Origin of the sequence: Rothia sp. HMSC078H08 (assembly GCF_001808955.1) — a bacterium.
In the GTDB taxonomy this organism is placed as follows: domain Bacteria; phylum Actinomycetota; class Actinomycetes; order Actinomycetales; family Micrococcaceae; genus Rothia.
Genome location: NZ_KV795235.1, coordinates 175,564 through 197,891, shown reverse-complemented (window position 1 = coordinate 197,891; position 22,328 = coordinate 175,564). Strand labels below are relative to the sequence as shown.

Annotated in this window: 20 protein-coding genes; 11 read left to right on the top strand and 9 right to left on the bottom strand. The window is 61.5% G+C overall.

Translation table 11 applies throughout. The features are described from left to right. Positions 1-185: 185 nt before the first annotated feature. Entirely contained in the window at positions 186-1,154 is a 969-nt protein-coding gene (locus HMPREF2528_RS00865) for a PHP domain-containing protein (protein ID WP_083297855.1), read from the bottom strand. Between the two features lie 216 nt (positions 1,155-1,370). Between HMPREF2528_RS00865 and HMPREF2528_RS00860 the strand changes: the two genes are divergently transcribed. Next, positions 1,371-2,900 (top strand): aminopeptidase P family protein, encoded by a 1,530-nt coding sequence (locus tag HMPREF2528_RS00860; RefSeq protein WP_070541587.1) that lies wholly within the window; start codon positions 1,371-1,373, stop codon positions 2,898-2,900. A 147-nt stretch (positions 2,901-3,047) separates the two neighbouring features. On the opposite strand, the gene HMPREF2528_RS00855 is transcribed toward HMPREF2528_RS00860, so the two are convergent. Beyond that, positions 3,048-4,067, bottom strand: a complete 1,020-nt coding sequence (locus HMPREF2528_RS00855; RefSeq protein ID WP_070541584.1) for a hypothetical protein — start codon at positions 4,065-4,067, stop codon at positions 3,048-3,050. A gap of 131 nt (positions 4,068-4,198) precedes the next feature. On the opposite strand from HMPREF2528_RS00855, the gene HMPREF2528_RS00850 reads away from it, so the two are divergent. The 3 genes from HMPREF2528_RS00850 to HMPREF2528_RS00840 are packed head-to-tail and all read left to right on the top strand — an operon-like array spanning position 4,199 to position 7,665. Continuing rightward, positions 4,199-5,527, top strand: a complete 1,329-nt coding sequence (locus HMPREF2528_RS00850) for a magnesium transporter MgtE N-terminal domain-containing protein (RefSeq protein ID WP_070541581.1) — start codon at positions 4,199-4,201, stop codon at positions 5,525-5,527. Next, positions 5,520-6,473 carry a DUF1003 domain-containing protein gene (locus tag HMPREF2528_RS00845; RefSeq protein WP_070541578.1) on the top strand — a complete coding sequence of 318 codons (954 nt, stop codon included), beginning with the start codon at positions 5,520-5,522 and terminating at the stop codon, positions 6,471-6,473. Before HMPREF2528_RS00850 ends, HMPREF2528_RS00845 begins: the two co-directional genes overlap by 8 nt. After that, positions 6,463-7,665 (top strand): P-loop NTPase, encoded by a 1,203-nt coding sequence (locus tag HMPREF2528_RS00840; RefSeq protein ID WP_070541575.1) that lies wholly within the window; start codon positions 6,463-6,465, stop codon positions 7,663-7,665. Before HMPREF2528_RS00845 ends, HMPREF2528_RS00840 begins: the two co-directional genes overlap by 11 nt. A gap of 74 nt (positions 7,666-7,739) precedes the next feature. Here HMPREF2528_RS00840 and HMPREF2528_RS00835 read toward each other — a convergent pair whose 3' ends face one another. From HMPREF2528_RS00835 to dapE, 4 genes are all read right to left on the bottom strand, one after another. Next, entirely contained in the window at positions 7,740-8,117 is a 378-nt protein-coding gene (locus tag HMPREF2528_RS00835) for a twin-arginine translocase TatA/TatE family subunit (RefSeq protein ID WP_070541572.1), read from the bottom strand. Positions 8,118-8,354: 237 nt separating this feature from the next. Continuing rightward, entirely contained in the window at positions 8,355-9,725 is a 1,371-nt protein-coding gene (locus HMPREF2528_RS00830; RefSeq protein WP_070541569.1) for a hypothetical protein, read from the bottom strand. A 5-nt stretch (positions 9,726-9,730) separates the two neighbouring features. Beyond that, a complete protein-coding gene (locus tag HMPREF2528_RS00825; RefSeq protein ID WP_070507642.1) occupies positions 9,731-10,132 on the bottom strand; it encodes a taurine ABC transporter substrate-binding protein in 402 nt (133 codons plus the stop codon). Between the two features lie 104 nt (positions 10,133-10,236). Further along, positions 10,237-11,445 carry a succinyl-diaminopimelate desuccinylase gene (dapE, locus tag HMPREF2528_RS00820; RefSeq protein ID WP_070541566.1) on the bottom strand — a complete coding sequence of 403 codons (1,209 nt, stop codon included), beginning with the start codon at positions 11,443-11,445 and terminating at the stop codon, positions 10,237-10,239. A 101-nt stretch (positions 11,446-11,546) separates the two neighbouring features. Between dapE and dapD the strand changes: the two genes are divergently transcribed. The 7 genes from dapD to HMPREF2528_RS00785 all read left to right on the top strand — a co-directional run bounded on the left by dapD (position 11,547) and on the right by HMPREF2528_RS00785 (position 18,489). Beyond that, positions 11,547-12,512 (top strand): 2,3,4,5-tetrahydropyridine-2,6-dicarboxylate N-succinyltransferase, encoded by a 966-nt coding sequence (gene dapD / locus HMPREF2528_RS00815; RefSeq protein WP_070507644.1) that lies wholly within the window; start codon positions 11,547-11,549, stop codon positions 12,510-12,512. Between the two features lie 261 nt (positions 12,513-12,773). Further along, positions 12,774-13,655 (top strand): DUF4253 domain-containing protein, encoded by an 882-nt coding sequence (locus HMPREF2528_RS00810; RefSeq protein WP_070541563.1) that lies wholly within the window; start codon positions 12,774-12,776, stop codon positions 13,653-13,655. A gap of 201 nt (positions 13,656-13,856) precedes the next feature. Further along, positions 13,857-14,870 (top strand): UDP-glucose 4-epimerase GalE, encoded by a 1,014-nt coding sequence (galE, locus tag HMPREF2528_RS00805; RefSeq protein ID WP_070541560.1) that lies wholly within the window; start codon positions 13,857-13,859, stop codon positions 14,868-14,870. A gap of 372 nt (positions 14,871-15,242) precedes the next feature. Then, entirely contained in the window at positions 15,243-16,007 is a 765-nt protein-coding gene (locus HMPREF2528_RS00800) for an amino acid ABC transporter ATP-binding protein (protein ID WP_044150265.1), read from the top strand. A gap of 13 nt (positions 16,008-16,020) precedes the next feature. After that, on the top strand, positions 16,021-16,851 hold the full coding sequence (locus tag HMPREF2528_RS00795; protein ID WP_070541557.1) for a glutamate ABC transporter substrate-binding protein: 831 nt from the start codon (positions 16,021-16,023) through the stop codon (positions 16,849-16,851). A 19-nt stretch (positions 16,852-16,870) separates the two neighbouring features. After that, positions 16,871-17,554 carry an amino acid ABC transporter permease gene (locus HMPREF2528_RS00790; RefSeq protein WP_012903145.1) on the top strand — a complete coding sequence of 228 codons (684 nt, stop codon included), beginning with the start codon at positions 16,871-16,873 and terminating at the stop codon, positions 17,552-17,554. Beyond that, the gene (locus tag HMPREF2528_RS00785) at positions 17,551-18,489 is read left to right on the top strand and encodes an amino acid ABC transporter permease (protein WP_012903144.1); all 939 of its coding nucleotides are present in this window, start codon (positions 17,551-17,553) and stop codon (positions 18,487-18,489) included. The genes HMPREF2528_RS00790 and HMPREF2528_RS00785 overlap by 4 nt, the downstream gene beginning before the upstream one ends. A 122-nt stretch (positions 18,490-18,611) precedes the next feature. Here HMPREF2528_RS00785 and dapC read toward each other — a convergent pair whose 3' ends face one another. From dapC to HMPREF2528_RS00770, 3 genes are all read right to left on the bottom strand, one after another. Beyond that, the gene (dapC, locus tag HMPREF2528_RS00780; protein WP_070541553.1) at positions 18,612-19,751 is read right to left on the bottom strand and encodes a succinyldiaminopimelate transaminase; all 1,140 of its coding nucleotides are present in this window, start codon (positions 19,749-19,751) and stop codon (positions 18,612-18,614) included. 192 nt (positions 19,752-19,943) lie between these two features. Then, positions 19,944-20,264 carry a ferredoxin gene (fdxA, locus tag HMPREF2528_RS00775; RefSeq protein WP_005505213.1) on the bottom strand — a complete coding sequence of 107 codons (321 nt, stop codon included), beginning with the start codon at positions 20,262-20,264 and terminating at the stop codon, positions 19,944-19,946. Between the two features lie 500 nt (positions 20,265-20,764). Next, positions 20,765-22,114 carry a PIG-L family deacetylase gene (locus HMPREF2528_RS00770; RefSeq protein ID WP_049347063.1) on the bottom strand — a complete coding sequence of 450 codons (1,350 nt, stop codon included), beginning with the start codon at positions 22,112-22,114 and terminating at the stop codon, positions 20,765-20,767. Positions 22,115-22,328 lie beyond the last annotated feature (214 nt).

The following is a 22,328-nucleotide window of genomic DNA, read 5'->3' as shown; positions in this document are numbered from 1 at the left end:
TTCAAAATAAGAGGGGAGGCACAATCTTTGTGCACCCCAATGAGTAGAACGTTCTCAGCGTATCAAAAATCCTAACCTTCAGGTAGAGATTTAGAGAATATGCAATGAGGTGAAAACAAAAGAGTGTGGGGCGGGTTCCTAATCGGGAACCCGCCCCGCACTCTTTCGTCTTACTACTGGTCTTACTACTGGGCTGCCAGCTGCTCGCGGATGCGAGCCACCGTCACCGCATCCGTCGTGTTCTCACCCAGCAGGTTCGGCTTGCCCGCACCGTGATAATCGCTCGACCCCGTCACCAGCACCTCACGGCCCGCCGCACGCTGACGCTCAATGAACTCCAGCAGACGCGCGCGGTCCTCCGGAGAGTTCTCGCGGTGATACACCTCCACACCCGCCAGGCCAGCATCCACCATCAAACCCAGGTACTCCAGGCTCAATGCGGGCCCACGCATCGTACTCATCGGGTGCGCAATCACCGGCACGCCCCCAGCCTCACGCACCAGACGCACCGCCTCCAGCGGGTCCAGCGCATCCTGCGGCACATAGTAGGGGCTGCCCGTGTACAGCAGCTTCGCAAAAGCCTCAGAACGGTCAGCAACCACCCCGGCAGCAACCAGCGCATCAGCAATATGGGGGCGGCCCACCGCCGTGTTCCCCTCCCCCACCTGCGCCAACACGTCATCCCAGGTCAGCGGGTAGTCGGCGGCAAGATGGCCCACAATAGCCTGCGCACGGCCCGCACGGCTGGCGCGAATCGCCTCCACACGGCGCGCCAACTCCGAATCCACCGGGTCAAAACCATAAGCGAGCAGATGAATAGTCTTCGTGCGTGCACGGCCCTCACCATCGGTGTACCGGTAACGGCAGGAGAACTCTGCACCCGGCAGAAAATCTAGACCGTACTCACCCGCCAGCTGAGCCGCCTGCGCCCAACCAGCCGTCGTATCGTGATCAGTCAGCGCAAACCCAACCAACCCGGCGTGAGCAATCAGCGGCACCAGCTCGGTCAGGCTCTGCGTGCCGTCAGAAATAGCGGAGTGAATGTGCAAATCGTAACGCCCGGTACGGTTCAGGTTTTCAGGCGCGCCCGATTCAGCGGGCTGCAGTGTCTGCTGCGCATTAGGTGCACTACTTCGGTGTTCTGTCTGCGTCATCTTCTCTCCTTCCCCACCCCTGCTAGTTCGTCGCCACCTCAGCGGGGTTTTAAGGCATGTCATCTACTCTTCTGATTCAACCCTACCAATATCGGCGGCGCAATATCGGGTACCCGGTCGCAGGTCAAAGATATATTCTGACCCACCGCACCCTCTCTTATGGTCAAAAGCGCTAAAACACCTGCCCACCTGTGGTGAAGGAGATATGATTAACCCATGACTGAGAACAACGAGAAGAGCACCGAAGCTCAGAAGACTGACCACCGCAGCACCCCCAAGGCGTCTGCGTTCACCGAATTCATTGCCGCAAACTGGGCACCTGCCGAAGATGACGGCTACACCCGCGAGCCCGTAGCAGACTACGCCGCTGAGCGCCGCGCCAAGATCTCCAAGGCATTCCCCGGCGAGCGCCTCGTCCTGCCCGCAGGCCCGCTGAAGGTCCGCTCCAACGACTGCGACTACCGCTTCCGCCCGCACTCGGCGTTTGCGCACCAGACCGGTCTGGGCATCGACCACGAGCCCGACGCCGTGCTGATCTTCGAGCCCGTCGAAGAGGGTACCGGCGACAACGGCTCCAACCACGAAGTCACCCTGTACTTCCGCCCGCTGGCTGGCCGCGACACCGCAGAGTTCTACGCGGATGCACGCTACGGCGAGTTCTGGGTTGGCCCCCGCCCCACCCTGAAGGAGTTCTCCGAGCGTTACGGTCTGCGTACCCGCGACCTGTCCGAGCTTGAGGTTGCTATCACCAAGAACGCTGGCAACCAGGGCCTGGGCGGCGTGAACATCCGCCTGGTCCGCAACGTTGACCCGGCTGTTGACGCGCTGGTTGACACCTCCCGCTACAACACCGGCGTGGAGCTGGAGCAGGCTGACAAGCTGGACTCCGAGCTTGCCGTGGCTCTCTCCGAGGCTCGCCTGATTAAGGACGCTATCGAGGTTGAGAACCTGCAGCGTTCCGTTGACATGACCGTCAAGGGCTTCGAAGAGGTCATTCGTGCACTGCCGAAGGCTAAGGAGCACCACCGCGGTGAGCGCGTCGTTGAGACTGCGTTCTTCTCCGTGGCACGTACCGACGGTAACGACCTGGGCTACGACACCATCGCAGCGTGCGGTAACAACGCAACCATCCTGCACTGGATCCGTAACAACGGCACCGTCGATGACGGCAAGCTGCTGCTGCTGGACGCAGGCGTTGAGGACGACACCCTGTACACCGCAGACGTGACCCGCACCTTCCCCGTGAACGGTAAGTTCACCGAGGTTCAGGCGAAGGTCTACAACGCTGTGCTGGATGCCGCTGACGCCGCATTCGCTGTGGCTAAGCCGGGTACCAAGTTCTACGAGATTCACGAAGCTGCCATGAACGTTCTGGCGCACCGTCTGGAAGAGTGGGGCCTGCTGCCGGTTTCCGCTGATGTTTCGCTCACCGTTGAGGGCGGTCAGCACCGCCGCTGGATGCCGCACGGCACCAGCCACCACCTGGGTCTGGACGTGCACGACTGCGCGCAGGCAAAGGCTGAGCTGTACATGTGGGCTGAGCTGGAGCCGGGCATGGTCTTCACCATTGAGCCGGCCCTGTACTTCAAGGACGAGGACCTGTCGGTTCCCGAGGAGTACCGCGGTATCGGTATCCGCCTGGAGGACGACGTGCTCTGCACCGAGGACGGCAACGTGAACCTCTCCGCTGCACTGCCCCGCACCGTTGAGGGCATTGAGGAGTGGATGGCGAAGCTGGCGAAGTAACGTCTAGCTCCCAGTTACGTTAGTAACGTTTTATAGGGAAAGCCCCTCACCGATTCGTTCGGTGAGGGGCTTTCGCGTGTCTTCTAAGTGCTGTCTTCTATGCCGGTTTCCCGCCGTTGTGGGTGGCTACCGCCATTGCAGGTTCGGTTATTCGGAGTCCTGCGAGGAGTTATCGTGCGAGGACTTATCGTGCAGGCCCTGCGGGCGCGGGGTCGGACGCTGCGGCTTGGGCTGAATCAGCTTCGCGTATTCTTCCGGGTCGTCCACGCGCAGACCGTACCGCTGTGCCGGGCGCTTCTGCGGCTCCGACTTCTGTGCATCCGACTTCAGGGCGGTCGCCGGTTCAGTGGTTGCCGGCTCCTGGATAGCAGGCTGAGAAGGCTGAGCGGGCTGAACGGTCTGCGTAGGCTGGGTGGGCGCGGGCATGTTCTGCGCCGCGCTCTGAGCCACCGCGTTCTGCGCGGTCGCATCACGCTCGGGCAGGTTCTGGTTCGGCGCCGGCTGGCTACCCGCCTGCGCACGGTACGAAGGAGCCTTCGGCGCACCGGTCGGAACCGGTGCACCATTCATCGAGACGGTGCTCTGAGCCGCACGAGCCTGCGAAGCCTCCGGGGCAGCCGCCGCACGAGCAGCCGCAACCGCCGCCGAAAAGCGAGGATGCGCACCCAGCACGCGGCGCGCATCCTGAGCGTACTCCGGCAGAGCGTACATCACGGTACGCGAGGGAATTGATTCGGCACGCATCGGATGGCGGCTCCCATGAGAGCGACGCAAAACGAACATCTGCCAGAGCACAAACATAGCCATCGACAGCAGCACATACTTTATTACCTCAAACGCAGAGGAGTCATTAGTCGAGGCTATAACCAGCAGTGCAAAAAACGCACCGAATCCTGCCCCTCGAAGCGCTGCAAAAGTCAAGATACGGCCATACGGCAACGGTACCGGGTACTCCACCTGGCGGATACCGTCATTGACCAGGTACAGCGCCGTGACCGGGTAATCCTGTTCGCTGAGCACATCAAAAGCGGCGAGCGCATCATCGTGACGAACGAAGGAGGCGATCGCTTCACCGGCGGGCAGGGGCTTGCCCTGAGCCTGCGCCAGGCGCGACGCCAAGTACGAAGAAGGCGGGGTCGAGGGAATATTCGGCAGGTTAGAAGTCATGGCTTCTATTCTACCGCCCGCCCCAACCCTGGACCCGGTGGGCAGTTAGCTCCTCTATAGGCGTAGCGAACACCCGTTCAATTTCGGCTTCTCAAAGTGCGAATCCCCGCGGCGGAGCGTACCCTAGAGAGGTGAGCAATTCGAAGTTCAGCACCCCCAGCAAGATTTACATTGCCCGCCTTTTGGGCCTCGACGTTTTTGACCCCTTCGGTGACCGCCTCGGCCGTCTCCGAGACGTCGTCGTGCTCAAACGCGGCCTGGGCGCATCCATTGCGGGCGCCCGCCCCGCCAAGGGCAGCGAACCCATTGTTGTCGGCATCATCGTTGAGGTGCTCGGCAAGAAACGCGTGTTCATGCCCATGACCCGAGTGCGTAGCATCGACGCCTCCCAGATTATTTCAACCGGCCTGGTGAACCTGCGCCGCTTCGAACAGCGCAACTCTGAGACTCTCATCGTCGGTGAGCTCTTCGACCGCCGCGTGCGTCTGCTCGACGGCAGCGGCGACGCCGTCATTGAGGACGTCGCCATTGAGCAGCGCCGCAACGGCGACTGGGGCGTGACCGAACTGTTCGTTTCCCGCGTCAGCTCCTCCTCCAGCACGTGGCGCCGCCGCTCCAAGGAGACCCTCATCGTCGACTGGGACGAGGCTCTGCTCTCCACCGACGTGGAGCCGCAGGCGGCAACCGCGTTCGTGGCGAACCATGAGAACTCCAAGCCCGCCGACCTTGCGGACGCTATCCACGAGATGAGCGATAAGCGCATGGTCGAAATCGCCGCCGAGCTGCAGGATGAACGCCTCGCGGACGTTCTGCAGGAGCTGCCCGCCGAGGACCAGGTGCAGATTCTCTCGCACCTGGACGACGAGCGTGCCGCGCAGGTCCTCGAAGAGATGGAACCGGACGACGCCGCCGACCTGCTCATCGAGCTGGACGACGCCCAGCGTGAAAAGCTGCTCGAACTCATGGAACCCGACGAAGCAGACGACGTGCGTCGACTGCTCGAATACGACGAGGGTACCGCCGGTTCGCTCATGAACCCGGTGCCGATCATCCTCTCCCCCGAGGCGACCGTCGCGGAGGCGCTCGCGCACATCCGCGCCGAGGAGATCCCTCCGGCGATGGCGGCTGCCGTCATGGTGACCCGCCCGCCCCTGGAAACCCCGACCGGCAAGTACCTGGGTCTGGTGCACATGCAGAAACTGCTGCGTGTGCCGCCGAGCGAGCCGATTGGCCACATCCTCGATACCGACACTGAGCCTGTCTCTGACCAGGCCAGTTTGGAAGAGCTGGCACGCGTGCTGGCAACCTACGACCTGACCATCGTTCCCATTGTGAACGAATCGCACCGCCTGGTAGGCGCAGTGACCATCGACGACGTGCTCGATGCGCTCCTGCCCGAAGACTGGCGCACTTACGATGATGGAACTCCCGTACGAAAGGTAGGACGACGCTTTGCCTGAATCGAACCGCCGCGACGCAAACCGTACCGAAGAGAACCCCCGCATCGATAAGGCGCGCATTCTCAAAGACCGCCTGGAGAAGAAGTACGCTGAACGCAACCGCGAGCGCGGCGACTCCCGCACGCAGCGTAGCGACTCGCAGCTGAGCACCCCCGGCACCCGCAAGCCGAAGCTGTTCGCTAGCCCCAACCCGGACGCTTTCGGCCGCATGACTGAGGCGTTCGCACGCTACATGGGTACCCCGCAGTTCCTGATGTGGATGACCATTTTCTGTGGCGTGTGGCTGGCGTGGAACTCCCTGGCGCCGGAGGAGATGCAGTTCGACCCGCGTAGCCTGAACTTCACCCTGCTGACCCTGATGCTGTCCCTGCAGGCTTCTTACGCTGCTCCCCTGCTGCTGTTGGCGCAGAACCGTCAGGATGACCGCGACCGCGTGGTGGCCTCTGAGGACCGTAAGCGTGACCAGCAGAACCTGGAGGAGACCCAGTACCTGACCCGCGAGATTGCTTCGCTGCGTATTGCTCTGCGTGAGGTTGCGACCCGTGACTTCGTTCGTAGCGAGCTGCGTGACATTCTTGAGGAACTGCAGAACATTGCGCAGGAGCAGGAGCGTCACGCCGAGCAGCTGCAGGACATCAGTGAGGACATTGAGGACCTGGAGGAGGCTATCGACGATATTGATACCTCCGAGGGCGAGGAAAAGGACGCTGAGGAGCAGGGCTCCGAGAAGAACTCCGAGAAGAACCCTGAGCAGAAGGAATCTGCGGGTGCCGAGACCGGTACCGAGAAGTCTTCTGACAAGGCTGAACGCTCTGCGAAGGATTCTGTGAAGGACTCCACGCAGGATTCCCGTCACGGCGATTTGAGCCAGCCTCAGAGCCGCGAATCTCAGCAGGCGCAGCAGCAAGCAGAGCGTACCCGTGAGGGAGGCGCCCGTGACCGCTGATAACCCGCTGCAGGATGCCCTATACGCGGCGCTCGCCCGCGTTGAAGACCCCGAATTGCGCCGCCCCATTACGGAGCTGGGCATGGTTGAGACGGCGCTCGTGCATCCTGAACTGGATGAGCACGGTGAGCCGATTCCCGGCCGCCACTGGGCTGAGGTCACGGTGCTGCTCACCATTGAGGGCTGCCCGCTGAAGAACACCATCGAGCAGCAGGTTCGTGACGCCGCCGCTACCGTTGAGGGTATTGAGCGCGTGCAGCTGCAGGTGGGTGCGATGAACCCGCAGCAGCGTTCCGCCCTGCGTTCCATGCTCAAGCCGGAGCGTTCTAACCCGTTTACCGCGCCCGGTTCGCTGACCCGCGTGTTCGGCGTGGTCTCCGGTAAGGGTGGCGTGGGTAAGTCCTCCATGACCGCGAACCTTGCCGCCGCGTTCGCCTCGCGCGGGCTTGCGGTGGGCATTATTGACGCGGATGTGCACGGCTTCTCCATCCCGGGTCTGCTGGGTATTACCGACGCCCCGACCCGCCTGGATGACCTGATTCTTCCGCCGACCGTGGATGTGCCCGCCCCCGCCCAGCGTTGGGGTGAGCAGAAGGTCAGCGGCGGCTTTATTCGCGTGATTTCTATCGGCATGTTCCTCAAGGGCAACGAGCCGGTGGCGTGGCGCGGCCCCATGCTGCACCGTGCCCTGGAGCAGTTCATCATGGACGTGCACTTCGGTGCCCTGGATGTGCTGCTGCTCGATTTGCCGCCCGGCACCGGCGATATTGCCATCTCCATGGCTCAGCTGCTGCCGAATGCGGAGCTGGTGCTCATTTCCACCCCGCAGCATGCCGCGGTGGATGTGGCGGAGCGTGCCGGCACCCTGAGCTTGCAGACCGGTCAGAAGGTCGTGGGCGTGGTCGAGAACATGGCGGCTATGACCCTGCCGGACGGTACCGTGCTCGACATGTTCGGTTCTGGCGGCGGTCAGGTGCTCGCTGAGCGTCTTTCGGAGGCGCTCTCCTACCCGGTACCGTTGCTCGGTTCGGTCCCGCTGGATGTGAACCTGCGTACCGGCGGCGACGAGGGCACTCCGGTGGTCTGGAGCCACCCGAACTCCCCCACCGCCGAAGAGATTCAGTCCATCGCCTCGCAGCTACTACAGTCGGGCGAGTCGAGGGCGGGTCAGAGCCTGCCGCTCTTCGTTTAGAGATTGAGCGTCTACAGGCTGATACAGAAAGAACCCCGCACCATCACGGTGCGGGGGTCTTTCATTTCAAAATCTTAGGTTGCGTCCACGTCGAAGGGGGCGTATGCGCCTCGCGGAAGAGCACGGCTCTCAGCCTTCTCCTTCTCCTTCAGCAGCGCCTCTTCGCGTTCCCTTGCCTCACGCTCACGCTCGGCGTCATCCTCAGCGAACGCCTGCTTCACAATCACGCGCGGATCGTACTGGCGGGGGTCGTACTGGCGCCAGTTAATATCTTCCAGACCCGTCTCACCCAGCGCTTCCTTGAAGTCGTCCTTCGCATCGAACGCCATGCGGCGCACGGTCTTGACGAATTCGCGGATCTGTCGGGCGTATTCGGGCATGCGTTCGGGGCCAATCACCACGAACGTGATGATGGCCAAAATAATAAACTCGGTGCCACTAATACCAAACACAGAATATAGATTATCAGTTCCGAGCCAGCACCGCCGAACCCGCGGCGCTTTCTGGACGTGTCTTTAAGCTCTGGACAAGCAGAAGGCGTACACTACCGCACCGCGGAGGGGCATTGCGCCCACGGCTAAGAACACCACACCAGCGGCTCCAGCCGCAGGCACACCCGCCTCCCGAACGCACAAGACCGCCGGCAGCACACCGGCGGTCTCAAGCACCTGTTGGAAAGAATCAGCGGTTTACGGCGGGTAATCTCCACCGCCGGGGAGCTGCTTCCAATGCCACAGCCAGCCCACCCAGCCCCACTGCGCACACGCACCCGCCACCAACAACGCCCAACGATACGCCCGCGAACGGCTCGCCGCCGCCACCACAATCACCAGCGGAAACAACGGCAACAACAGGCGGAACGTCGACGACTGCGGATTCAAAAACAGAATCAAATACGCAAAATAGCTCAGACACCACAGGTTCAGCGGAGCCGCCAAAACCCTACGCGCCAGCGGGCTCAAACACAGAGCAATAAAGCCCAAAATCAGCAGGGTCAGCAGCACCGGAGCCGCATAGCCAAAGTACAGGTAACCTTGCGAAAGCCACGGCTGAATCGGCGCCAAATGGGTACCGCGCCACGCCGTCTCCGTGGCGGTGTACGCATCCACACGACCCGTAGCCCACCACGCAATAGCAGGCCACACCAGCGCACACGCACACACCACCAAGGCGCTCATCAACTGCCCCAAATGACGCACAAACGCCGTGCCGATACCGGACCGGCGGCTCGAACGCACCCAGCACACAAACCACCACAGGCCAGCAGCCGCGCCCAGAGGCACACCCACCGGACGGGACAGGCACGCCAACGCCGCCACAGGAACCAGCAGGCCGTAGCGTCCCTGAACCAGGCACAGCAGCGCGCCGGCAAGGAACACCAGGTTCAGCGACTCCGCATACGGAACCTGAAGCACCGGCGCCACCGGCAAGAACGACACCAACGCCACAGCCCACATGGACAGGGCAGAAGGCGACTCCTCACTTGTGAAACCGGTCGCCTTCAACGACGCCTCAAACAGCAGGTAAATCACCCACGCCGCCGCAAAACCGGCAAGCAGAGCAACCGTCGCCGCCACCGGATAGTACCCGATGCCCGTCGCATGGCTAATAGCACCGGAAAGCTGCGGGAAAATCGGGTAAAAAGCCCACTGATTCTGCTGCACCACACCCGCCGCGTTCACCGGCAGCTCACTCGGGTAGCCCTGTACCGCAATCTGCTCATACCAGCCGGCATCCCAGATGCTAATGAACGACAAATAATCCAGGTGCTGACCCCACGGGCTGCGCAACTGCTGCTGACCGACCACGGCAAACACCACGAAGCCCCACACGCGGGACAGGCCATAAATCAGCAGCACCGACAGCCACGCGGGCAGGGCACGCAGACGCTGCCCGATTCGGTACAGGCGCTCACCGGCGGCGGTGTACGCCCAGGTCAGCAACTCGTCAAAGGACTCACCCTGCTCTTCCTTCGCGGAGGAGGTGCGAGGTGCCGAGTCAGCGGCGGAGTTAGCGCGGGCGGGCGGAACAGGGCTAGTGTGCGCAGAAGGAACACTCACCGGCGCTAGCTCCCCTCAGCCACCGAAGGAACACCCTCAGCCTGCGGGTTCTTTCGCTTCTCCACAAAGTCATGCGCGCTCAAGGTGCTCTCCGCATCATCAGACAGGGGAACCGCGCCGCGGCGAACCGGCTCAGCGGCAGCGACGTTAGCATCAGCAGATTCTGCGGTTGCATCGGCAGAAGCATCACCGGATGCCGGCTCAAGCGCCTTTTCGTCCTCGGGATCGCCGAAGAAACGAACCGAAGTACTCAAATCCTCCACACGGTCGAAGGTGCCCAGGCCGTCACGGCCCACGCCGCTGAAGAACGCGGCGCCGGGCACGGCACGCTCACCGCCGAGCGCCACAACGGAGAGCACCGCGATGCCCGAAATCAGCAGGGCAAGCAGAATCAGAAGAAAGTTCATGTCAATCTCATATCATGCAGGACCGTCAACCCCTGACGGTCACCTAAATTCAAATAGTAGCGCCAGCACCGGCAGAATCAGCACCAACAGAGTTAGCGCCGCGGCTAGTCCTCGTCACGGTCGCTGAGCAGCCAGGCACGCAAATCCGCGTGGCAGCGGGTCAGCTGGCTAAAGCTCACGTGTTCGTTATCGGTGTGAGCCAGCAGGGCGTCACCGGGCCCAAAGTTCACGGCGGGAATACCAATCTCGCTCAGGCGAGCCACATCCGTCCAACCGTACTTCGGCTGGGGCTCCTCGCCCACCGCCTCAATCAGAGATGCCGCCAGCGGAGTGTCCAGGCCGGGGCGAGCCGCCGGGGACAGGTCCACAAAATCCAGCTCGTATCCGGCGAAAACCTCACGCACGTGGGCGACCGCCTCATCCAGGGTCTTATCCGGGGCGAATCGGTAGTTCACGTGCATCGCCGCCGCATCGGGAATCACGTTACCGGCAACGCCACCAGAAATCTGCACCGCATTCAGGCCCTCACGATAGTCCAGGCCCTCCACCGCGATGGTCTTCGGCTCGTAGGAGGCGAGCGCCGCCAACGCCGGTGCCAGGGCGTGAATCGCGTTCTCACCGCGCCAGGCGCGACCCGAGTGGGCGGCCAGGCCGCGGGTGCGCACGAAGAAACGCATGGTGCCGTTGCAGCCGCCCTCAATGGTGCCGTTGGTCGGTTCGAGCAGCACACCGAAATCTGCGTCGGTGATGAGCTCACCGTGGTTGCGGATCAGGCGCGCTAGGCCGGAAAGCTCGCTAGCGACCTCTTCGTTGTCGTAGAAGATGTAGGTCAGGTTGTAGTCGGTGTCCTGCGCGGTCAGCTCGGCGGCAAGCTTCAGCTGCACCGCAACGCCGCCCTTCATATCGGTGGCGCCGCGGCCGTAGAGCACGTACCCGTCCTCTTCTTCACGCACCGTAGAGGGCACAGTACCCAGGGAACCCTCGACGGTAGGCAGGGGCACGGTATCCAGGTGACCGGCGAGGATAATGCGGGTACGCTCCCCCTCAGCACTCTCCCCCTCAGCACTCTCCCCCTCAGCTCCAGGCAGCGGCGGGAATTCGGTGCGGGCAATGATGGCGTCCCCGTCACGGGTCAGGTGCAGGTGGGGGCAGAACGACAGCGCCGTGTGCACGGCATCAGCAATCGTTCGTTCGTTACCAGAAACCGACTCAAGATCCAGCAGGGCACGCGTCAGCTCGGGCATAGACACGTCCAAATTCAGGGGCGGTGCCGGAACCGGGTGACGTTCAGAAGTATTCGGGGAAACGCTCATCCTTCAACCTTACAGGTTCCCCCGTGCGCATACCCGCGCACACAACGCCCATATCGAGCATATGAGACGGTCTTGAAGGGGCGCCAAGCCCCAAACCTATAATGGAAGGCATGTCTGAAAACACTCCCCGTTACGCCTCCGGCGTCGCACTGGTCAATGTTGTTGTCTCTGGCGAGCACGCCGGCACCGTCCTGGATGCCTGGTTCCCCGCCCCCTCCCTCACCCAGACCCCCGACCTGTCCATCGCGGACGAGCTGGAGGAACTGGCCGCCGAGCACCCGGCGCGCAATGCCCGCACCGAGGTGCGCACCGCCTCCATCAACCTGGATGAGGCACCCGAAGACGCACTCGACGCGTACCTGCGTCTGCACCTGCTCTCCCACACCCTGGTTCGCCCCAACGAGCTGAACCTGGACGGCCTGTTCGGCACCCTCGCGAACGTGGCGTGGACCAACCACGGCCCGGTGCTCGCTGCCGAGTTCCAGAAGCTCGCAATTGGTCTGCGCAAGCTGGGCCACCTGAGCGTGAGCCACATTGATAAGTTCCCGCGCCTGGTGGATTACGTGGTTCCCGCCGGCGTGCGTATTGGCGACGGCGATCGCCTGCGCCTGGGTGCGCACCTGGCCTCCGGAACGACCGTGATGCACGAGGGCTTCGTGAACTTCAACGCCGGCACCCTGGGCACCTCCATGGTTGAGGGCCGTATCTCGCAGGGCGTTGTGGTGGGCGACGGCTCGGATGTGGGTGGCGGCGCCTCCACGATGGGCACCCTCTCCGGCGGCGGCAAGAAGCGCGTATCCATTGGTGAGCGTTCCCTGCTGGGCGCGGAGTCCGGTATCGGTATTGCCCTGGGTGATGACTGCGTGGTTGAGGCGGGCCTGTACGTGACCGCAGGGTCGCGCGTGAGTGTTCTGTTGCCCGGTCAGGAGGCGCGCGTGGTGAAGGCTGCGGAGCTGTCCGGCGTGTCGAACCTGCTGTTCCGCCGTAATTCGCTGAGCGGCGCGATTGAGGTTCTGCCGCGTGCGAAGAACACCGTGGAGCTGAACGAGGCGCTGCACCTGAACTAGTCTGTACCTGGACTAGCGCTGGTTGCCCTTGCGAACGTTGGGGGTTCGTGAACTTTCGGGGTCGGGATGCGTGAAGCATCCCGGCCCCTTTTCTGTGCCCTGTGTTCTCTCTTCCGCCGCTTTCACAGGCTGGGCGCGAATCCGCGGTGGCTACGATGACCGTTTTCAGGGCGGGATGCTTGGGCTTTCGCTAGGCTGGTAGTACCGGGTACAGCGTACCCGCCATGACTGACCACTTGTACAGTTCAGAGAGGAACTCAGATGCCTGAATCAACTAAGTCAGAGTCGACGATGAGCGAAACCTACCGGCACTTTACGCGCCTCTTCCCCTACCCGCACGAGCGTATTGCGGTGGGCGTTCCTGCTACTGATGCCATGGCTCGTTACGATGAGTTGGCTCAGCTGGGGCGCACGGAGGGGTTCGTCCCCTTCTTCCTGAACCTGAACGATACGGTGCTTGAAAGCATGGTCATTGCGGTATCCCTTGAGCACGACATCATTGACGATGTTGAGACTCTGACCCCCGAGCAGGTGAGCGCCTACACTCGTGCCGTCCTGCAGCGTTACCGTACCGCCCGGGGTGCCGCCTCCGCCGAAGAGTACGGTAGCGCAGTCATTGCTCAGCAGTTGCGCCGGGTTATGGACGATGGCGAAGATACTAGCGAAGACGACCCGGACGACTTCAACCTCAATGAGCTTGTTGACGAGTTTATGGGCTCCGATTTTCTGCCCGATGAGGAGCCCGAAGATGACGCCCCGATTCTTTCTGCCCTACTCTGCTACGAGCTCCAGGATGAGGAGCAGGGCGAGATGCTCCTGCTGCAGATTCCGACCGATGACCCCGCCGATATTCCCGCGTACCTGCCCTTCGGCGGCTGGAATGACTGCCCGAACGCCGAAACGCAGCTGGCGTTCACCCACTATTGGCGTGAAAAGTACGGCGCAATCCCGGCGGCTCTTGACAATGCCGATTGTCTGGAATTTCTGGTGGAACGCCCCGTAACCGACCCGTTGGAGGCGAAGAAGGTGGCGGTCGAGCAGTTCGCGTTCTGTTCCGATCTTCCGTTCCAGGTGTTTGAGGATTTTGAGCAGCTGACGGAGTTTATTCACCAGAGCCGCCAATGGTATTTCTGGTGGGATTAGCTGCGGGTTATAAAGCTAGGCGGAGGCGAGTGTCGACACACCTAAATAGCGCCTCCCACGTGCTCACACCAGAGTGCACAAGCGCACAGTGTCCCGCAGTACTTACGCCCCGTGCACGGCTGTACTATTAGATACAGCTCAACAGCTTTTGTCCCCCATCCGGAGCACTTTTTCCGGATATATAAAGCCCGAAAGGACATCATGAAGGTACTCGTTACCGGCGGCGCCGGCTACATCGGCTCCCACACTGTACTTGAACTGCTCAAGGCAGGCCACGACGTCGTCGTCATGGATAACCTCGCGAACTCTTCCGAGGAGTCCCTCAAGCGCGTCGCTGAACTCGCTGGCCGCGCCCCCGAGTTCCACAAGGTTGACCTGCTCGACCTCGAAGGTATGAAGGCTCTCTTCAAGCAGGTTCGCCCCGACGCTGTGATTCACTTTGCGGGCCTGAAGGCTGTGGGCGAGTCCGCTGAGAAGCCGCTGTGGTACTACCAGACCAACGTGGCTGGCACCCTGAACCTGCTGTACGCAATGGACGAGGCTGACTGCCACTCCATCGTGTTCTCCTCCTCCGCTACCGTGTACGGTGAGCCCGAGTCCATGCCTCTGATCGAGAAGATGAACATGGATGCGCAGTCCTGCTACGGCCGCACCAAGGAGCACATCGAGGACATGCTGGTTGACCTGGCTGCTTCCGATCCCAAGTGGAACATTGCTCTGCTGCGTTACTTCAACCCCGTTGGTGCGCACGAGTCCGGCCGTATTGGTGAGGACCCGGCGGGCATCCCGAACAACCTGGTGCCCTTCATCGCGCAGGTTGCTGTGGGTCGCCGCGAGCACCTGAACGTCTTCGGTAATGACTACCCGACCGTTGACGGTACCGGCGTGCGCGACTACATCCACGTGGTTGACCTGGCTGACGGCCACCTGAAGGCGCTGAACTACATTACTGAGCACGGCGGCCTGCACACCTGGAACCTGGGTACCGGTAACGGCTACTCGGTTCTGCAGGTTCTGCACGCGTTCGAGGAGGCGTGCGGTAAGGAACTGCCGTACAAGATTGTGGATCGTCGCCCCGGTGACGTTGCAGTCTCTTACGCTGATCCTTCCTCCGCTCTGGCGGATCTGGGTTGGAGCGCTAGCCGCGACATTAAGACCATGATTCGCGACCACTGGAACTGGCAGAAGAACAACCCCAACGGTTACGAAGCCTAAGCTGTTTTAGCCCCTTGTGAGGGGTGTTGAAGAGTGCCCGATAGGTGTTATATCACCTATCGGGCATTTTTGCGCGCTTTTTTGAAATTTTTGCCGGCAGGCGAGTTACACACCGGAGGCGGTTGGCATCTCCCGGGAGCATGCCGAGTATTTGCGGTGTTACTCCTAGTCAGGGCCTTTTACGCAGAAGAGGTGCTTTTGACCCGTATTTTTACGTCAAAAATACTATAACTATGCACTACCCCTTAAAAATTCACAGTGTTTCAATAGGGAAACGAATAATTTACACGCGTGTTACATGGCGCATGTAAACTGAAAACACACCATTTTTGTAACCCGCATCATAGATACATCTCACATGAAAGGTTAGTGATGTCCGCACAGGCAGCTCCCGCAGCACAGAAAAATCTCGTAGAGATTACCGACGTCAACAAGTACTACGGCACTAATCACGTTCTGAAGAACATCAACCTTTCCGTGGGCAAGGGCGAAGTCATCATCCTCCTCGGCCCGTCGGGTTCCGGCAAATCGACCCTCTGCCGAACCATCAACCGCCTCGAAACCATCTCCAGCGGTTCCATCAAGATTGACGGGCAGGAACTGCCCAAGGAGGGCCGCGCCCTCGCCAAGCTCCGCGCAGAGGTCGGCATGGTTTTCCAGTCGTACAACCTCTTCGCGCACAAGACCATCCTCGATAACGTGACCCTCGGCCCCCGCCGCATCCGCAAAATCTCCAAGTCGGAGGCAGAAGCGGAGGCCATGAAGCTGCTCGCAAAGGTCGGCGTGGATTCCCAGGCGAACAAGATGCCCGCCCAGCTTTCCGGTGGCCAGCAGCAGCGCGTCGCCATCGCCCGCGCCCTCGCCATGAAGCCCAAGGTCATGCTCTTCGACGAGCCCACCAGCGCGCTCGACCCCGAAATGGTCAACGAGGTGCTCGACACCATGGTCTCCCTCGCGAAGGAAGGCATGACCATGATCGTGGTGACCCACGAGATGGGCTTCGCCCGCAAGGCCGCCGACCGCATCGTGTTCCTGGCCGACGGCGAAATCGTCGAGGAAGCCCACCCGGACGAGTTCTTCACCAACCCGAAGAGCGACCGCGCCAAGGACTTCCTGTCCAAGATCATCGACCACTAATCCGGAGGGTGAAATGAAAAAATATTCACGCAAGCTGGCAGCGCTCGCCGCGGCAGCATCCCTCGCCCTCACCGGCACCCTCGCCGGTTGCTCCAGCGCAAACAACGACCACAAGATTCGCATCGGCATCAAGTTCGATCAGCCCGGCCTCGGTTACCAGGATGGCAGCCAGTACACCGGCTTCGATGTGGACGTAGCACGCTACATCGCCGGTAAGCTCGGCTACTCCGAAGACCAGATTGAGTTCGTCGAGTCCCCCAGTGCCAACCGTGAGAACATGCTCAACAACGGCCAGGTGGACATGATCTTTGCGACCTACTCCATCTCTGATAGCCGTAAGAAGACCGTGGACTTCGCCGGCCCCTACTACACCGCGGGTCAGGACCTGCTCGTGCGTGCCGATACCACCGATATTCACGGCCCGGACGACCTCAACGGCAAGAACCTCTGCTCCGTCACCGGCTCCACCAGCGCCCAGAAGGTGCAGGACAAGTTCGCCAAGAACGTGAACCTGGTCAAGCAGAATAGCTACTCCGACTGCGTGGTCGCCCTCAACGGCGGCGTGGTGGACGCCGTCACCACCGACGACATCATCCTCGCCGGTCTGGCAGCCACCAAGGCGAACAAGGGCAAGCTGAAGGTGGTTGGTGCACCGTTCACCACTGAACGCTACGGTGTGGGTCTGCCCAAGGGCACCGACAAGTGCGAGGCCGTGAACAAGGCAATCAACGAGATGGTCGCCGACGGCACCTGGGAGAGGCTGGTCACCAAGTACACCGAAGGTACCGGCTACCACTACAACACCGAAAAGAACCCGCCGTCCCCGAGCGCTTCCTGCGCCTAGTCTCTAGAGAGGTTCACGAATGTCATTCTTTGACCAACTCGGCGCCCTCCTGGCAAAGTACGATGTGCTCGGCGCCTTCATGACCAATATTGAGCTGACCTTCTGGGCGGCTATTGGCTCCTTCGTCATCGGTACCGTGCTGGCGCTCATGCGCATCAGCCCCGTTCCGTCCCTGCGCTGGGTGGGTACCGCCTACGTGCACCTGGTGCGTAACACTCCGCTGACTATTCTGATGACCCTGGCGATTCTGGGTGTGTGGACTCAGTTCCAGCTCTCCTTCTCGCACGATTTTGACACGAACTTCTTCGTGTACGCGGTGATTGTGCTGTCGATTTACCACGCGGCGTTCATCTGCGAGGCGATTCGTTCGGGTGTGAACACCGTGCCGAAGGGGCAGGCTGAGGCAGCACGCGCTATCGGTCTGGGCTTCTTCGACACCGCCCGCCTGGTGATTTTCCCGCAGGCTCTGCGCGGTTCCATCACCCCGCTCGGTAACACCCTGATTGCTCTGGCGAAGAACACGACCGTGGCTTCCGTGGCGTCGGTGGCTGAGGCTTCCGGCATGATGAAGTCCATGATTGAGTTCGACGCGAACATGGTGCTTGCCATCTTCATGATCTTCGCAATGGGCTTCGTGATTATTGTTGTTCCCATTGGTGTCCTGACCACCTGGTCCTCTCGTAAGCTGGCGGTGAAGCGATGAAAAACCCCTTTATCAGTAATGAAACCCGCGCCGCTTCTTCGGTGCTTTTCGATGAGCCGGGCCCCATTGCTCAGCGCCGCACCCGCATCTTCAACATTGCGGCACTCATCGTCTTCGCGATTTTCGCGGTGTACGTGCTGACCGTGATGGGTGAGAAGGGCCAGCTGGAGCCGGAGAAGTGGACTGATCTGTTCACCGCCCGTGCCTGGACTTCCTACTACCTGCCGGGCCTCGCCTCAACCCTGTCGGCGGCAGCGATTTCGGTGGTCACCTCCATCGCGTTCGGTCTGCTCTTCGGTATTGCTCGACTGTCTCAGTACCGTGTATTCCGTTGGATTGGTACCGTGGTCGTGGAGTTCTTCCGCGCCGTGCCCGTGCTGATCATGATGATCTTCTTCTGGCTGTTCCTGGGCAAGTACAGCGGCCTTCCGCCGGCTCAGCTGCCCTTCATCGCCGTGGTGATTGGCCTGACCCTGTACAACGGCTCGGTGATTGCTGAGCTGTTGCGTTCGGGTGTGAAGCAGCTTCCGCGCGGTCAGGGTGAGGCGGGTCTGGCAATCGGTCTGACCCCCAGCCAGACTCTGATTCAGATTCTGATTCCGCAGGCGTTCACCGCGATGATGCCCTCGATGCTCAGCCAGTTCGTTGTGATTCTGAAGGACACCGCCCTCGGTTACATCATCTCCTACCCCGAGCTGCTCGCTTCGGCGCGCCGCATCGGCTCCGGTGACGGTAACGTGCTGCAGACCCTGCTTCTGGCAGCGGCGCTGTTCGTGATTGTGAACTTCATCCTGACGGCTGTGGCAACCGGCATTACCGACCGCCTGGCATCGCGCACCTCCGCTAAGGTGACCCGCGAGCTGATTCCCGGCGAGTTGGATAACCCGAACCCGCCGACCGTTCAGATGTTCGTTCTGCCCGGCGGCCGCAAGTAGCCCTTCTCGTTCGGGCTCCTCAGCCAACGGCAATCAGCGGATACAGCAAAGCCCCCGCGTTTCCTCCCTAGTGGGAGGGCGCGGGGGCTTTCTGCCATGCAGGCTAGTTAGACCTGTCGGGACTACTTAGATGCAGATGCCTTCAGACGCTCAGCAGCCTTCGCCACCGCCTCATCAGAAGCGGTCAGGGCGATACGCACGTAGCCTTCGCCGTCCTCGCCGTAGAACACGCCGGGGCCAGCAATAATCCCCAGCTCCGCCAGGCGACCAATCGAATCCCAGGTGGACTCGCCGAAAGTGGTCCACAGGTACAGGCCAGCCTCAGAATTCTCGATGCGGCCACCGGCGGCGGCAATCGCCTCCTGCAGTACCTCACGGCGGGCACGGTACAGGTCCTTCTGAGCCTCCACGTGTGCCTCATCAGCCAGCGCCACCATCATGGCAGCCTGCACGGGGGCGGGCACAATCATGCCGGCGTGCTTACGGCTATTAATCAGGTTCGGCATCAGCTCGGGGGCACCGGCGATGAACGCGGCGCGGTAACCGGCGAGGTTCGACTGCTTCGACAGCGAGTACACCGCAAACAGGCCGGTGAAGTCGCCATCGCACACGCGCGGATCCAGGATAGACGGCACCGGCTGACCGCCGCGCACCTCATCCCAAGCACCCCAACCGAGCTCCGCATAGCATTCGTCAGATGCCACCACGGCACCGATTTCACGCGCCTGCGCCACAATCTCACGCAGCTGCTCCACGGTACGCACCACACCGTTCGGGTTCGCCGGGGAGTTCACCCAAATCAGCTTCACACGGCTGCGGGTGTCAGCGTCCAGCTCATCCAGGCTGTCAGCGGGCACGGACTCGGCGCGGGCGAAGCGGGCACCCATATCGTAGGTGGGGTACGCAACGCGCGGGTACACGACCACATCGCCCGGGCCCAGACCCAGCAGGAACGGCAGCCACGCCACAAGCTCTTTCGAGCCGACCGTGGGCATGATCGCGTCCGGGCTCAGACCGGTCACGCCGCGGCGGCGCGCAAACCACTCAGCAATAGCCTCACGCAGGGCGAGGGTGCCGTGGGTGGTCGGGTAGCCGGGAGCGTCAGAGGCAGCAGCCAGCGCCTCGCGAATGTTCTGCGGGGTCGGGTCGACCGGGGTGCCGATGGACAGGTCCACCGGACCGTCCGGGTGGGCGGCCGCGGTTGCGCGGTAGGGGGCGAGCGCCTCCCAGGGGTATTCGGGCAGGTTCAGGCCGTAAGTCATTGTGTCACCTGGTTGCTTGGGAATAGTTTTCGTCATTTTAGTCTAGCGTCCGGGCGCTGGCGTGCCTACAGCAAGAGCCTCCATTCCAGCGCCTAGACGGTGCGTGGGCACCGGGTGCTAGATGGAGGCTCTTGGCACCCGTTAGCGGGTGCGGTCAGTCTATGCGGTTGTCGTTATTACTCGCCGCAGGGATTACTCGCCACGAGGGGGCAGTGCCGCGATGAAGGGCACGTCCTTGCCGGTGGGGCCGAGCTTTGCTGCGCCACCGGGGGAACCCAGGTCGTCGAAGAAGTCTGCGTTGGCGCTGACGTATTCGCTCCACTCTTCGGGGACGTCGTCTTCGTAGTAGATTGCTTCTACGGGGCAGACGGGCTCGCAGGCGCCGCAGTCCACGCACTCATCGGGGTGGATGTACAGGGTGCGTTCGCCTTCGTAGATGCAGTCGACGGGGCATTCTTCAACGCATGCGCGGTCTTTGACATCCACGCAGGGAAGCGCGATTACGTAGGTCATTGGTGTGCCTTTCTAGAAGCTGTTCGCCCCGTGCCCGCCGTTCTGCGGGTCGTCTGCTGCAGGGCAGAATCTACAGAGTAAACCGCCGAGTGGTTGGTACCCGGCGGGGAAGTCTGTGTATAGTCTATCGCGCGCTGACTGTTTAACAGTATTTTCGTGGTGTATCAGACAGTGGGTCATTGGGTTTGTGGGGGTATTTTTTAGGCTAGGCTGACCTGGTATTTATTTGCATTACGACTAGTCGGCTGGCTTTTAAAAATAGATTAAGCCAAAAATGAAATCTTCGTCATATGAATTTTTTGATGAAGTTGCCATTATTTCCACCTCCGCTAAATTCACCGAATAACGCATAAATTTTCTTCCCTATTGTCCTCTACCTGAGCCTCTATCCGGCGGGTGCAGAAGACAGCAGCGGTGCAGCGCCCAAAAACAGCAGGAGGGGCGTCCCGGCTAACCGGAACGCCCCTCCCCCACGTTATGACATAGTAATAGCCTTCAGGCTACTTCTTAGCGCGCGCACGCTGATGCGCCGCACGCGGCGAGAAATACTGCGCGTCCTTCACGCGAGCGCGCGTGTACACGAGCATGCCCAGCATCGCCGCAACCGGGGCACCAAACCACCACAGGGCACCGTAGAAGCCAATCGCCGAATGACCCGGGTTCACCAAAACAAACGGCGAATCGGGGCGACCGTATCCGAGCACGTACACGGTCACGAACACGGCAACAGCCACAACCGCCGCCGCGTAGCCGCGGCGCAGCGACAGGGCGCACCACAGGGCGGTAAAGAAAACCGTCAGGTACGCCACCAGCAAGCCGAGGGGCAGGGCGGTATCACCCGCATAAACGACCCAAGCGTGGTAAATCGACCCGGCAATACCGGCAAAAATACCCAGAATCGAGCCGGTCAGAACGCCCGCCACCAGACCAGCCTCCTGCGGCTTCGGGTGCACGGTCGCCGTCGGGTCACCGTCGAGCACACGGAAAGTCTCCACGGAAGAAATCTTCTGCGGCACCTTATTCGAGTACTCAAAAGTCTTCTCGTCCACCACCGTAATCTGGGTGCGGTGCGCCTCCATTGCCTTGCGCTTGGCGGTGCCGTCACCGTAAATAGCAGCCTGCAGGCGCTGATCAGCCGCGTCGAACTCACCCTCAATACCCCAGGTAAGAATCGGGCGGTCCTCGTCATCTTCAAGAATCTGCAGGGCACGGTGCACAATCTCGTACACGCGCACGTGGTCGGGGTGGCCGTAGCCGCCGTCCGAATCGTAGGTGACCAGAACATCCGGGGTGAGGGCGCGGATAGCGGCAACCAGCGCCTGAGCCTGCGGTTCCAGCGGCTGCGCGGTCAACGAGTCCTCCGCCGCCACCGGGTTGGCGACGGGCTTACCCTCCGGGCCCCACGCCATGCCGGAGTCACGGTACAGGGGCAGCGCGCCCTCAGCGACGGCGGGTTCCTGACCCAGGAAGAATTGCTTCTTCACGCCGAGTGCCTTAATAGCGCCGGCAAGCTCACCGGTGCGATACTCACCCAGCGCCTCACCATTATCACGGCAGCCGGGCTTACCGACCTCCAGGTGGTGTAGCTCCTCGGGGATGACCTCACCTAGTTCACCGCGGGTAGCGGTCAGCAGGTACACCTCCGCGCCCTTCTGCGCATAGTACGCCATGGTTGCGCCGGTCGAGGAGGTTTCGTCGTCCGGGTGTGCATGCACAAACAGGATGCGTGCCTTCTTCGCATCGTAGTTATTCGGCAGCAGGTCACGGCGCGATCCGGGGGCGATGCGCTCACCCTGCGTGGGATAGCTAGGGGTCGCAGAATCAGGCTGAGTGTTCTCGGTTTCAGACACAGGCTTTCCCTCTCATACGCAGGGTTGGGTTTCTTAGACGGTCAAAGCGCGCCGGCAATTTACATCGTTGAGTAGCAGACGTTGAGTAGCTGACGGGTGCCACCACCGTGCAGGCGCATTATTTTATCTTACACACTCGCATGCACAGCGCGGGGTGTTCGGGCTTTTCGGAGGCGGTTTTAGGCAGCGCGCAGAAGCACAATTCCGCCCCCAT

Excerpts from the sequence above, each read along its gene's own strand:
- HMPREF2528_RS00785 (WP_012903144.1), top strand. The coding sequence starts at position 17,551 with ATGAAAAACCCCTTTATCAGTAATGAAACCCGCGCCGCTTCTTCGGTG.
- HMPREF2528_RS00795 (WP_070541557.1), top strand. The coding sequence starts at position 16,021 with ATGAAAAAATATTCACGCAAGCTGGCAGCGCTCGCCGCGGCAGCATCC.
- dapE (WP_070541566.1), bottom strand. The coding sequence starts at position 11,445 with ATGAGCGTTTCCCCGAATACTTCTGAACGTCACCCGGTTCCGGCACCG.
- fdxA (WP_005505213.1), bottom strand. The coding sequence starts at position 20,264 with ATGACCTACGTAATCGCGCTTCCCTGCGTGGATGTCAAAGACCGCGCA.
- HMPREF2528_RS00810 (WP_070541563.1), top strand. The coding sequence starts at position 12,774 with ATGCCTGAATCAACTAAGTCAGAGTCGACGATGAGCGAAACCTACCGG.
- HMPREF2528_RS00855 (WP_070541584.1), bottom strand. The coding sequence starts at position 4,067 with ATGACTTCTAACCTGCCGAATATTCCCTCGACCCCGCCTTCTTCGTAC.
- HMPREF2528_RS00825 (WP_070507642.1), bottom strand. The coding sequence starts at position 10,132 with ATGAACTTTCTTCTGATTCTGCTTGCCCTGCTGATTTCGGGCATCGCG.
- dapC (WP_070541553.1), bottom strand. The coding sequence starts at position 19,751 with ATGACTTACGGCCTGAACCTGCCCGAATACCCCTGGGAGGCGCTCGCC.
- galE (WP_070541560.1), top strand. The coding sequence starts at position 13,857 with ATGAAGGTACTCGTTACCGGCGGCGCCGGCTACATCGGCTCCCACACT.
- HMPREF2528_RS00790 (WP_012903145.1), top strand. The coding sequence starts at position 16,871 with ATGTCATTCTTTGACCAACTCGGCGCCCTCCTGGCAAAGTACGATGTG.
- dapD (WP_070507644.1), top strand. The coding sequence starts at position 11,547 with ATGGAAGGCATGTCTGAAAACACTCCCCGTTACGCCTCCGGCGTCGCA.
- HMPREF2528_RS00865 (WP_083297855.1), bottom strand. The coding sequence starts at position 1,154 with ATGACGCAGACAGAACACCGAAGTAGTGCACCTAATGCGCAGCAGACA.
- HMPREF2528_RS00860 (WP_070541587.1), top strand. The coding sequence starts at position 1,371 with ATGACTGAGAACAACGAGAAGAGCACCGAAGCTCAGAAGACTGACCAC.
- HMPREF2528_RS00800 (WP_044150265.1), top strand. The coding sequence starts at position 15,243 with ATGTCCGCACAGGCAGCTCCCGCAGCACAGAAAAATCTCGTAGAGATT.